Source organism: Coprobacter fastidiosus (genome assembly GCF_030296935.1).
Classification (GTDB): domain Bacteria; phylum Bacteroidota; class Bacteroidia; order Bacteroidales; family Coprobacteraceae; genus Coprobacter; species Coprobacter fastidiosus.
Genome location: NZ_AP028032.1, coordinates 35,933 through 48,635, shown reverse-complemented (window position 1 = coordinate 48,635; position 12,703 = coordinate 35,933). Strand labels below are relative to the sequence as shown.

Here is a 12,703-nt window from a genome sequence, read left to right as displayed (position 1 = left end):
TATGTTATTAGTTTACAATTTACTCTATCAACAGAGATTTAAGTCTAAGTTCCCGTCCTCGCAAAAATTCTATCTCATGAGAATAGCAACGAGGACACGGATCAAACATAGACACAGGAGAGAAACGTGTCTTACAATCTCGACAAACTGCCAATGATCTTATTTCGACAATACGAACTTTAGCTCCTTCCAATATAGTATTCTGCATAGCGATACTCATAGAAAATTCTAAAGCTTCGATATTGACACCGGCCATTTCTCCTATTTCCAACTCCAGCTCACTCACTCGAGTTGCATTGCTTTTTTCAGCCTCTTTTGTCGCCAAATTAATAATGCTCAAAGCGATAGATAATTCATGCATAATTTTATCCTCTTTTTTTTAAAGCAGCAATATAGAGCTGTCCAACAGCAATTGCTCCATCATTACAAGGTATTCTCGATGACAAATAGTAGGATATCTTTCTGTTCGCCAACTGTTTTATTAACAAATTCGTAAGCCTTTTGTTCTGAAAAACACCGCCGGAAAGTACGACAGTCGTCAATCTCTCAGTTTTTACTTTTTGAATAATAATATTTAATAACATGGCAGATAAAGTATTATGGAATACCGATGCTATCTCCGAAACAGGTACAGATAATCTGTAATCCTTCAAAATTCCATCAAAAAGAGATCGGAGATCAAGCGGATTATCAGAATTTATCGGATAACAACGGGATATACCATTCTCAGCTATTTGTTCCAACAGTGCTGCAGCTTCAGCTTGATAAGTATTTTCATCACAAATTCCCAAAAGCGAAGCTACGGCATCAAACAAACGTCCGGCACTCGATGTCAGAGGCGTATTGACACCTTTTTCTATAAGCATCTCAATCTGCCGTATATGAGATTCGCCCAATCGTTCGATGAACGTCTCCGGATAATCGGCCTTACTACCATATATGCTTTTCAAATAAGAGACAGCCATTCTCCACGGTGATTTCGCTGCCGCATCTCCTCCGGGTAACGGTACATAAGGCAAATGAGCGATTCTTCTATATTCCGACTGATTACAACGAAAGATCTCCCCACCCCAGATGCAACCATCATCTCCATACCCTGTCCCATCCAAACAAACAGCTATAACATCCTCAGTCAAACCGTATTCTGCCATTACTGCCGCAGCATGAGCATGATGATGCTGCACGCGTAACAGCGGAATCTGAAAACGTTGTGCCAATTGCAACGCCAACTGTGTAGAGAAGTAATCGGGATGTGCATCACAAACCAAATATCGAGGAGTGAATCGAAATAAAAGACAGAATTTATCCAAAGCCTCCCGATAAAAAAGATACGTTTCCCGATTCTTTAAATCTCCTATATATTGGCTCAAAATAATCTCCTTATCTTTTCCTAAGGCAAACATAGATACTCGCTCTGCTCCAAAAGCCAAAATGCCCTCAGTATCAAATTTTAAAGATAACGGTTCTGGGGTAAAACCTCTTGAACGCCGAATTATTCGAGGCTGTGACCCTACTACTTGAACAATCGAATCATCTACCCGATTGGATATATCTCTATTGTGTTCTACAAATAAATCTACTTCTCTAAGTAAATCGGATAAAGCTGCATCATTATCTGTCAGTATAGGATTATCCCCTCGATTACCGCTTGTCATCACCAATGCTTTCAATTCGGACGAAGCAAATAAATGATAATGTACAGGCAAATAGGGCAACATAGCACCTACAGTTTTATAACCGTCATTAATTCCTGTGCCGATTTTTTGTTTTTCTTCCAATAAAACAATCGGACGACGCCAAGAAGAAACAATCTCTTTTTCCAAAGGCAAAATATTCAGATAATGACTTAAAGTCGGAACATCCGGAAACATTACTGCAAACGGCTTTTTATATCTTTTTTTAATTTCCCGTAAACGACAAATAGCTTTTTCATTTTCTGCATTGCAAATTAAATTGAAACCTCCAAGACCCTTCAACGCAACAACTCCGCCTTGTCGCAAAACCGCCGCCATACGAGAAAGTATCTCTTCATAATCAACAGTTTCATAACCATTCTTCATAAACAAATGATAATGTGGCCCGCAATGGTTACAAGCAATAGGCTGCGCATGAAAACGGCGATCCCGAACATCTGTATATTCAGCTTCGCATTCCGGACACATCCGGAATACCGACATTGTAGTTCCCGGTCGATCATAAGGGAGCGCATTTATTATTGAAAAGCGCGGTCCGCAATGGGTACAATTGATAAACGGATACCGAATACGATGCGGCTGTGAGATTAAATCTTGCAAACACTCATCACACACGGCAATATCCGGGCTTATACGAGTAATATGATTATCAACCTCCCGACTGGGAGCAATAAAAAAATCGGGTAAAGGCTTTGATACGGGTTTTTCAAGAACTGTAACAGTCTCGATCTCTGCCACATCCGGCTTATGTGTCGTTAACCCCTTGACAAAATCATCTTTTTGAGAAGGTGTCGCTTGTATCATTACGAACACTCCATCGTTACGATTATCGACATAACCGTGCAAGTGCATATCAGTGGCAAGACGGTACACAAAAGGACGAAATCCTACTCCCTGAACCAAGCCTTTAATGTGTATATTATACTGACTAATCATTCTTTAATATTTGATTGTGAATAAACAAAAACATATTAAAATTTGTTCATAAGGAAATTCTCAAAACTAACCCGAGTAAAATTTAAACAGTCTCTAAAACTTCAAAATATATGTGTTTAGCAATTCCCGGTAAAATAATCTCTGTAGAAGTCCCTGAAGACGGAGGATTGAAAACTGCTGTCGTAGATTTCGGAGGAATACTCAAAAATATTTGTATCGAATGGGTAGAAGCTACTCCAGGAGAATATGTTCTTGCTCATGCAGGAGTCGCACTGACAACAATCGATATTAAAGAGGCGGAAGAAACTTTAAAAGATTTCGAGATCATAGCCTGTCATAATGAATCTATAAATCCGAAAGACCATGTTCAATGAATTCAGAAATCCCCAAAAAGCAAAAATATTATTAGAGGCCATACATAAGATAACCCGTCACTCATGGCATATTATGGAAATATGCGGAGGGCAAACTCATGCTCTTGCCCGCTATCGCATAGAACCGCTATTGCCTAAAGAAATAAAACTGATACACGGCCCGGGATGTCCTGTTTGCGTCACTCCGGTTTCCATTGTCGACACTGCAATACAACTGGCATTAAAAAATAATGTTATCTTTACTTCATTCGGGGATATGCTCAGAGTTCCAGGCTCTCGGCACGACTTACTCGAAATCAAATCTCGAGGAGCGGATATACGGATCGTATATTCTCCTTTAGATGCGTTACGCATAGCTTCGGAAAATCCGGGACATGAAATTGTCTTTTTCGGAATAGGATTCGAAACAACAGCTCCGATACATGCTCTTACTATTCTCGAAGCTTATAGAAAAAAAATCAGGAATTTTTCGGTATTGACATCCCTATTTACTGTACCTCAAGCCATAACAACTATCGCCCAAGACAAAGAATGTACTCTAAACGGTATTCTTGCCGCCGGTCATGTATGCGCCATTACCGGAACATCCGAATATGAAAAACTGGCAAAACATTTGAAACTATCTATCGCTGTTACCGGATTCGAACCCCTCGACTTACTATTAGGAATATACACCTGCATTGATCTATTAGAAAACCGAGAATATACCGTAAAAAACGCGTATAGACGAATAGTAGCCTATGATGGAAATCCTAAAGCACGACAAGAAATCGATGAAGTTTTCGAGATTTGTAACCGAAAATGGAGAGGTATAGGAGAGATCGAAAAAAGCGGTTATCAAATACGCAGCAAATATGAACAATACGATGCCTTAAAACGTTTTAATATAAAAACCGATAATAAAAAAGAGGCGTCATCATGTCAGGCCGGAGATATTATGAAAGGTAAAATAACACCTATGCAATGTAAGCAGTTCGGCATTTACTGTACTCCCGAACATCCGCTCGGTGCTCCTATGGTCTCCTCAGAAGGTGCATGCGCAGCCTATTATCGTTATAACATTTAATCAAAAAAATAATGAAATCGGCACAATGTCCCATCCCTAAACAACGATATGATCGAGTATTGCTCGGTCACGGAAGTGGCGGTACACTCACTCAGTCCCTGATCGACGAAATATTTTATCCGGCATTCAGCAATCCGTTTCTTCAACAACAACATGATGGAACAGTATTACCGCTAATGTCTCAGCATATTGCTTTTACGACCGATTCTTTTGTTGTTTCTCCATTATTCTTTCCCGGAGGAAACATTGGTGACCTTGCTGTAAACGGGACAGTAAACGACCTTTTATGCTGTGGTGCAACTCCGCTTTATTTGTCTGCGGGTTTTATACTGGAAGAAGGTCTTCCTTTGGAAGATCTGAAAAAAATTGTAAAGACAATGGCCAAGGCAGCAGAAAAAGCCGGAATCACGATTGTCACAGGAGATACCAAAGTGGTAGAAAAAGGTAAATGTGACGGAGTTTTCATCAACACGAGCGGTATCGGATCTATACAGAAAAATCTCCGAATATCTCCTAAAAATGTGACCGAAGGAGATATTGTCATAGTCACAGGTCCTATCGGAGAGCACGGTGTCTGCATTTTATCAACTCGTGAAAATCTCGGATTCGAGTCTAAAATAAAAAGTGATACTGTCGCACTGCGTAGCATGGTAATGAATCTGCTCTCAGGTATTCCCAATATCCACATGTTACGAGATGCGACACGAGGGGGAATCGCCTCTACACTAAACGAAATTGCCGACACGGCACAAGTCAGTATAGCTCTCGACGAATCAAAGATTCCCATCGAAGAGCCTGTACTATCTGCATGTGAATTACTCGGATTAGATCCGCTTTATGTTGCTAACGAAGGCGTATTGCTGGTTATTCTCCCCCCGGAAGAGGCCGAAAGCGCTCTACAAATCATAAAAAACGATCCGAACGGAAGTAAAGCTGAAATTATAGGTGAAGTAGTAAAAGGTACACCCGGAGAAGTATATTTAAATACGGCTCTCGGATCTTCACGGATCATCGGCAGACTATCGGGGGAGCAGTTACCCAGAATATGTTGAAGATTAAATAAGTATATGGATATGGAAGCAAAAAGTTTTTATCAGGAACTCATGGATAAAGGATATTCGCGCCGGGACTTTCTCAAATTCTGCGGAATGATGGGTGCTATGCTCGGACTACAAAGTTCAGGAGTAGCACAAGTCGTAGATGCCCTGCAAAGCAAACCGAGAAAACCCGTTTTGTGGTATCACTTCCAAGAATGTACCTGTTGTAGCGAATCATTCTTGCGTTCATCCCATCCTCTGGTAGGCCAAATTCTATTAGAAATGATTTCTCTCGATTATTCCGACACCTTAATGGCTGCAGCCGGAGAACAGGCCGAAGAAGTTCGTCACCAGGCCATGAAAGATAATTACGGACATTATATCATGATCGTAGAAGGTTCAGTTCCTTTAGGAAGTCCCGGATATTGTACCATAGCAGGACGTGATGCCAAATCGATATTCGATGAAGGCGCTGCAGGAGCTGAGGCTATTATAGCATGGGGAAATTGTGCATCTTCAGGGTGTATTCAACACGCCTATCCCAATCCGACTAAAACAGAACCTGTTCATAAAATATATTCGGGAAAGCCCATTATCAATGTCCAGGGATGTCCGCCTATTGCAGATGTCATGGCAGGCGTCATTACTTATATCTTGACATTCGACAAACTTCCCGAGTTAGATAATATGGGACGCCCGTCTGTATTTTACGGACGACGAATACATGACACTTGTTACCGCCGACCAGCCTATGATGCAGGATTATTCGTTCAATCGTTCGATGATGAAAACGCCAAAAAAGGTTATTGTCTCTACTATATGGGCTGCAAAGGACCCAATACATTCAACTCTTGTGCTGTAATCAAATGGAACAACAGCATCAGTTACCCGATCCAGTCGGGACACGGTTGCATCGGTTGTGCCGAACCTAATTTCTGGGATTACGGCCCATTATATAGTCACATACCTTATGTTCACGGTATAGGAATAGAAGCAACAGCCGACAAGATAGGAGCTGGATTAAGTGCCGTAGCTTTAGGCGGAGTTCTGGCACATGCAGTAGTTACCAATATACAAAAACACAAGTTGATCAAAAATCAAATGGATGATCTGAGTATAAATGAAGAGGATTTCGACAAGACAGAATCGCATCTGAAAAATGAAAAAGAGAAAATAGAACAAAAAATAAAAACAGAAGAAACAGATAAACTGTAGTAAGACATAGCTATGAGTACACGAGTTGTTGTTGATCCGATTACCAGAATCGAGGGTCATTTAAGGATAGAAGCAGATATTGAGAACGGTATCATCAAAGATGCCTTTTCCACCGGTACAATGGTACGCGGCATTGAAATTATTGCACAAAACCGTGATCCGAGAGAAGTCTGGGCTTATGTAGGACGTGTATGCGGAGTATGTACGTCTATACATTCTCTGGCTTCGGTCAGGGCTGTAGAGAATGCGCTGGGAATCATTATTCCGCCGAATGCGGAACGTGTACGAAGTCTCATGCAAATAGCACTTACAGAACAAGATCATGTAGTTCATTTCTATCAATTACAGGCTTTGGACTGGGTAGATGTAGTTTCAGCGCTCAAAGCAGATCCAAAAAAAACATCTGCTATTGCTCAAAGCATCTCGGCATGGCCGAAAAGTTCGATAGGTTATTTTACGGACATACAGAAGAAAATTAAAAAATTTGTTGAATCCAGCAAACTCGGAATCTTTGCAAACGGATACTGGGGACATCCGGCGTACAAATTGCCTCCGGAGGTTAATCTGTTGGGAGTAGCCCACTATCTGGAAGCTCTGGAAGTACAAAAAGACATAGTAAAAGTACAAACTATTTTCGGAGGTAAAAATCCTCATCCCAATTATTTAGTCGGGGGAATGGCGTGTGCGGTCAATATCAACGATCCCAATGCCATTAATCTGGAACGCCTCAGTTATGTAGCCGAAATTATTCAAACAACTCAAAATTTCGTCCGACAAGTTTACTTGCCCGATGTACTTGCCATTGCATCCTACTATCCCGAATGGACAAAAATAGGAGGAGGATTGCGAAATTATATTTCATACGGAGACTATCCCACGGGAAATTATGGGGAACTAAGTACTTACAAAAGTCCGAGAGGAATCATCATAAACCGAGATCTACACCATATCGAAGATTTCGATCCTTATGCAATGGATGGGCTTCAGGAATATGTAAATAATTCATGGTACAGTTACAGTGAAGGTAAAGAAGTCGGGCTGCACCCTTCTATCGGAGAAACGAATCTGGATTATACCGGTCCTACCCCTCCCTACCAATATCTGGACAATTCTCAACCTTATAGCTGGATAAAAACCCCACGCTATAAGAACCGACCTATGGAAACCGGACCTTTGGCTCGAATGATTGTCGGGTATGCTTCCGGTCGAGACGATTATAAAGATTTGACAGATCGCTGTTTAAAGCAACTAAATGTTCCCTTTGAAGCTATGTATTCAACTATCGGACGGACTCTGGCCCGTGCTATGGAATCGAATCTATTGGCTGACTGGATGCAGGATTTCTATATTCAATTGTTGCAAAATATAAAATCGGGAGATTATCGAATGTTCAACAATATATATTGGGAACCTTCTACTTGGCCTCAAAAAGCTCAAGGAATCGGACTGGCAGAAGCCCCTCGCGGATCGTTAGCACATTATGTCAATATAGAAAATAAACAAATAAAAAACTATCAGATGGTAGTCCCGACAACATGGAACGCCTCTCCAAGAGATACAAAGGGACAACGCTCCTCTTTTGAAGAATCATTATTGGGAACTCCCGTACATGATACTTCAGCTCCATTGGAAATCATACGTACCATTCATTCTTTTGACCCGTGTATGGCTTGTGCCGTACATCTATATGACGAAGAAGGAAAACATATACACCAGTTCGACACTCTATAATAAACCAAATAGTCATGATCAGTAAAAAAGCTCATCTAAGAGAAGTATATGTATGGCAGTTACCCGTCAGAATTTTTCATTGGGTAAACGCATTCGCCATTACGATATTATGTATTACCGGCTACATTATAGGAGATCCTCCAGCGATAATGCACGGGACAGCACCAGAATTTAATTACTGGTTCGGATGGGTACGACTGACACATTTCATAGCCGCATTTATTTTTATAATCAACTTTTTGGTACGCATTTACTGGTTCTTCGCCGGAAATACATTTTCCAGGTGGCCTAATTACATACCTTTGACTAAAAAACAATGGAGAGGAATCTTCGAAACGACCAAAGTGGATGTTCTGTTACTATCTCCCAAACCGGTTTACGATATCGGGCACAACAGTCTCGCCGCGTTTACTTATTTCGGACTATTTCTCATAATGATCGTACAGTCTGTTACCGGACTGGCAATGTTCTATGTAGACTCCGACAGTATTTTAGCTCCATTTTTCGGCAAACTGTTAATCATTATGGGAGGATTTTATCCGGTAAGGGACATACATCATATTCTCATGTGGGCGTTTATCCTATTCGCCATTGTTCATATTTATCTGGTATTTTACCACGATTATATAGAACGGAACGGCATTGCATCATCGATCATCGGCGGCTGGAAATTTATAGACGAACATCTCGTAAAAGAATATGAAGACGAACAAAGAACAAAATACAAGATCGTTCTTAAAAAAGAGAAAGAAAAATTATTGAAGAAGGAAATCGAAATAAAAGAAAAATCCAGACAGGCTCTTAGATAAAAAACAAGAAACTGTTTAAGAGCCCAAATTTTTATGGGAATATTTTTTTAATACGATCTTTCTCTGTTGCAATATGAAGATTTTCAAATGACTGAAAATCATACTTGCTACATCTCAAATAATATAAACAGATTCTAACAAAATCCGAAAAATGAAAGATATACTTATTCTGGGCGTAGGAAATCTGGTTTTAAAAGATGAAGGTATAGGTATTCATGTTATAAACCGATTAGAAAAAGAAGAATTACCGCTGGGGGTCGATTTGTTGGACGGAGGCACAGGCGGTATCTTCTTAATCGGTACTTTACAACAGTATAAACACCTGATATTAATAGATGCGACTCTCGATAGCCGTCCGGCAGGTACTATCCGCCACTTAAAGCCTAAATATTCTCATGACTATCCTCTTTTGCTAAGCGCTCATGAAATAGGCCTGAAAGAAATGATCGATGCCATGATTTTACAAGAGCAAATTCCCGAAATCGATTTATTAGCAATATCGGTTCAAGAAGTCAGAGAAATAGGAATGCAATTATCTCCGAAAGTCGAAGATGCAATTCCTGCAATTATCAATAAAATTCATGAATTAATCAAACAAATAAAATCATGAAATGATCTGCCATGGAAAAACAGGAAGAAACTAAATGCATCGTAAATTTTACCATCCACCAAACTGCATTCAACTATTTTCAGATTGATTATAATATAGCCATCCGCATTCATATCAAACGATATCGAATAACTTGTATCCGTAAAAGGTGTTCGTACAAAATAAATATACCCTGCAAGAAATAGACCGGTTCTGGGATCTCAATATCTTCAAGCCGAAAGATCGATTCTTCCGGCTTTTATCCCCCTCTAATAACCTTTTGTACAGAAAAACAAGTTAAAGCCACATCTTGTTATTTCTGACAAAAAAAGGTTAACACAAGTAACATATTCTCCTCACAGACAAAACATTCTTGGTAATTTTGCAATGGTTTTTAATTAATAGGAGATAATATATGAAAGAGAATAATTCTAAAGCATTTTTATTGATTTTGTTAGGAGCTCTTACAGCTTTCGGTCCCTTAGTAACCGATATGTATTTACCGAGCCTTCCGACTATGACAGGATATTTCGATACAAATTCGTCAATGGTACAACTCGGACTCACATCAAGTATGATCGGGTTAGCGATCGGGCAGATTTTTTTCGGCCCGTTAAGCGATAAATACGGACGACGACCGCTATTGCTTATTTCCATGTTACTTTTTATCGTTTCAACCGTATTCTGTATTTTCTCACCGAACATAGAAAGCTTCATTGCTTTCCGCTTATTGCAAGGTATAGCAGGATCAGGAGGTATTGTCATTTCCCGGTCAGTAGCTACCGATAAATTTTCGGGACAAGATCTGGCAAAAGCCATGGCTATCATCGGAGCTATTAACGGTATAGCTCCGGTTGCTTCTCCGGTATTAGGCGGGTTTCTAACTGATTCTATCGGCTGGAAAGGTATTTTTATAATACTGTTGATCATCGGTATTATTCTTCTGATAGGAAATTTTCGTTTTAAAGAATCTCTACCTAAATCGAACAGAAAACAGGAGAATATCAAAGGATTATTATGGGGATTCGGGAAAATACTACATAATCGTCGTTATGTTTTCTATGTGCTCCAAATGGGATTCGCCATGGGGGTATTATTCGCCAACATATCTTCATCTCCTTTTATCATGCAACAACACTACGGTTTCTCAGCCTTTACATTCAGTCTGTTTTTTGGAATAAACGCATTATCCATCGGAATAGCAGCAGCATTATCTATAAAATTTAAAAGTCCCGAACATGCCATTTTCTTTGGTTGCATAGGAATGGTCATTTTCTCAGTAATCGAATTTATCGCTCTTAGCAATAATTGTTCTTTCATTATTTATGAAACGCTGTTATTCTTCTTACTCTTTACTATGGGACTTACCTTTACAGCTTCTACGACTTTGGCAATGGACAGTGAGCGACAAAATTCAGGGACAGCCTCTGCACTATTTGGAGCTACAGGGTTTGCGTTCGGCGGTATCGTGTCCCCTCTTGTCAGCATAGGAGATATTCTCCCGACCACAGGACTAATATTTCTTTTGTGTTCTTCATGTTCTTTAGGATGTGCGATAATAGCCCTGAGACAAACACATCCTCACTTATGGATAAACGTCAAAAGAAAGCTAAAGCCGACAGTCCAGTTCATATCTGCCTCTAACTCTAAAGGGAAAAAGGAATAAAAATAGCTACATATATAAATTCAAGAACCACGATAAAGCTTTAATAAAAAATCCTCATATTTCTTTATCCTCATTTTAGAATGAGGATAAAGAAAGAATCCAATATCAGATTTATTGTAAATCCGAATCAATTATTATTCTCTATTTCTCTCTTCACTAACTCTTTTATATATATAGTTTCTTCAGAATTAACTTTATTTTTCAAGTTCATAATATAATAAGCTAAAGTAATCATTTCCTCTTTCCTACATTGTTCTTTATACAAGTTCATTCTCAAATACAACGGGTATATTTTATGAGGAATTCGATAATAAGCTTTATAAAACATATTTTCAGCTAACTGAAAATATCCCTGTTGTTGGTAATTCTTCCCTATTATATTTAAAAACATCGGATCCCCGCTATAAAACAACCCTTCTTTCAATATATCATTACTTTTCTCATATTGTTTTATTTGCGATAAACATTGACCATATTCAAATAAAAAAGCTGCATCTGTTTTTAAATAGGGATACAATACCGCATAATTTTTTGTTATTTCACTAAATTGTCCAGCATAAAAATAAGGCTTTAATGCATTCCATTGCTTATACGCCATTTTTTTATTACCCAATACCCCAAATGAATAACATATATCAATTGCTGTGACAAAAAATATTGCAAAAACAACCCCTCGTTTTATGGTAAAATATTCTTCATATTTTTTATGTGGAAACAATAAAGAAAAAAATATCACACAAACAGACAGCAAACAAGTATATATATTTCGAAATGGATAAGAAAAAAAAGAAACGATTAATAAACTTATAAGAGCTCCTATAAACGCAATTTTATACTGGGATTCTGATTGTATCAAATGATAAAAAGCATATACTATAATAAAAACAAAAAACAAAAATCCGACTAAACCCTGCTCTATCAAAATTTGTATATACTCATTATAGGCAAAAGATGGTGATCCTGCTATATATTTTTCATATTCACTTCCTTTTCCATTTTTAAAATACTGTTCTTGAGCTTCTCCATACACACTTGAGAAACGACCATTTCCCACACCTTTTATAAAATGCTCTTGTAAAATAGACGTTGAGATTTTCCAAATTAAAAGTCTACCATCCGCTGATTCTTTTTTAATTCCATAAAACAAATAGCTACATAGAAGGGATATAATACATCCAATAAAAATCATTAAATATCGTTTAATAATAGTAGGACTAGAGTATTTTATAATACTATAATAAGCTATTACACCACAACTTATCATTCCTGCAATCCAAGAAGTCCTACTAAAAGTAAACGGAAGTATACACAAAGCCAAGAAAACATATAATGTTGATAATAAAAAAATGAAACGTCTTAATAAATTACCACGCCGCAAAGATTTCATTTGTAAAAAGCAAAACCATGCAATAGGAAAAATCAATACAATAAATATAGAATATACAACTTGATTATTAAATGTTCCACAAATACTCTGGCATGACCAATCATAAAAAATTATCCCCACAAATTGTCTTAGACCAATAACCAATTCATAAAGGCCTATGAGCAAGAACAAAATAATAACAATATGCATTAAATTATCC

At 38.4% G+C, this 12,703-nt stretch carries 11 protein-coding genes; 8 read left to right on the top strand and 3 right to left on the bottom strand.

Annotation, left to right across the window (positions count from 1 at the left end; genetic code table 11):
* Nucleotides 1–19 precede the first annotated feature (19 nt).
* Together hypA and hypF are read right to left on the bottom strand one after the other, a co-directional pair.
* Nucleotides 20–361 carry a hydrogenase maturation nickel metallochaperone HypA gene (gene hypA / locus QUE35_RS00190; RefSeq protein WP_022602554.1) on the bottom strand — a complete coding sequence of 114 codons (342 nt, stop codon included), beginning with the start codon at nt 359–361 and terminating at the stop codon, nt 20–22.
* A 4-nt stretch (nt 362–365) separates the two neighbouring features.
* Nucleotides 366–2,630, bottom strand: coding sequence for a carbamoyltransferase HypF (hypF, locus tag QUE35_RS00185; protein WP_022602552.1), 2,265 nt, complete (start codon nt 2,628–2,630; stop codon nt 366–368).
* 110 nt (nt 2,631–2,740) lie between these two features.
* Here hypF and QUE35_RS00180 point away from each other — a divergent pair, with 110 nt between their 5' ends.
* The 8 genes from QUE35_RS00180 (at nt 2,741) to QUE35_RS00145 (ending at nt 11,117) form a co-directional block, all read left to right on the top strand.
* Entirely contained in the window at nt 2,741–3,004 is a 264-nt protein-coding gene (locus QUE35_RS00180) for a HypC/HybG/HupF family hydrogenase formation chaperone (protein ID WP_009317263.1), read from the top strand.
* Entirely contained in the window at nt 2,994–4,070 is a 1,077-nt protein-coding gene (gene hypD, locus QUE35_RS00175; protein WP_022602551.1) for a hydrogenase formation protein HypD, read from the top strand. The genes QUE35_RS00180 and hypD overlap by 11 nt, the downstream gene beginning before the upstream one ends.
* Before the next feature lie 11 nt (nt 4,071–4,081).
* Nucleotides 4,082–5,122: a hydrogenase expression/formation protein HypE gene (gene hypE / locus QUE35_RS00170; RefSeq protein WP_022390247.1), complete on the top strand. Its 1,041-nt coding sequence runs from the start codon at nt 4,082–4,084 to the stop codon at nt 5,120–5,122.
* 15 nt (nt 5,123–5,137) lie between these two features.
* Nucleotides 5,138–6,322 (top strand): hydrogenase small subunit, encoded by a 1,185-nt coding sequence (locus tag QUE35_RS00165; RefSeq protein WP_022602548.1) that lies wholly within the window; start codon nt 5,138–5,140, stop codon nt 6,320–6,322.
* A gap of 12 nt (nt 6,323–6,334) precedes the next feature.
* Nucleotides 6,335–8,053, top strand: a complete 1,719-nt coding sequence (locus QUE35_RS00160) for a nickel-dependent hydrogenase large subunit (protein ID WP_022602547.1) — start codon at nt 6,335–6,337, stop codon at nt 8,051–8,053.
* A 14-nt stretch (nt 8,054–8,067) separates the two neighbouring features.
* Nucleotides 8,068–8,862 (top strand): Ni/Fe-hydrogenase, b-type cytochrome subunit, encoded by a 795-nt coding sequence (gene cybH / locus QUE35_RS00155; protein ID WP_022602545.1) that lies wholly within the window; start codon nt 8,068–8,070, stop codon nt 8,860–8,862.
* Between the two features lie 151 nt (nt 8,863–9,013).
* A complete protein-coding gene (locus tag QUE35_RS00150; RefSeq protein WP_009317269.1) occupies nt 9,014–9,472 on the top strand; it encodes a hydrogenase maturation protease in 459 nt (152 codons plus the stop codon).
* 394 nt (nt 9,473–9,866) lie between these two features.
* Entirely contained in the window at nt 9,867–11,117 is a 1,251-nt protein-coding gene (locus tag QUE35_RS00145; protein ID WP_009317270.1) for a multidrug effflux MFS transporter, read from the top strand.
* A 127-nt stretch (nt 11,118–11,244) separates the two neighbouring features.
* Here the strand turns inward: QUE35_RS00145 and QUE35_RS00140 are convergent, their stop codons facing one another.
* Nucleotides 11,245–12,693: an O-antigen ligase family protein gene (locus tag QUE35_RS00140; protein ID WP_022602541.1), complete on the bottom strand. Its 1,449-nt coding sequence runs from the start codon at nt 12,691–12,693 to the stop codon at nt 11,245–11,247.
* Between the last annotated feature and the right edge of the window lie 10 nt (nt 12,694–12,703).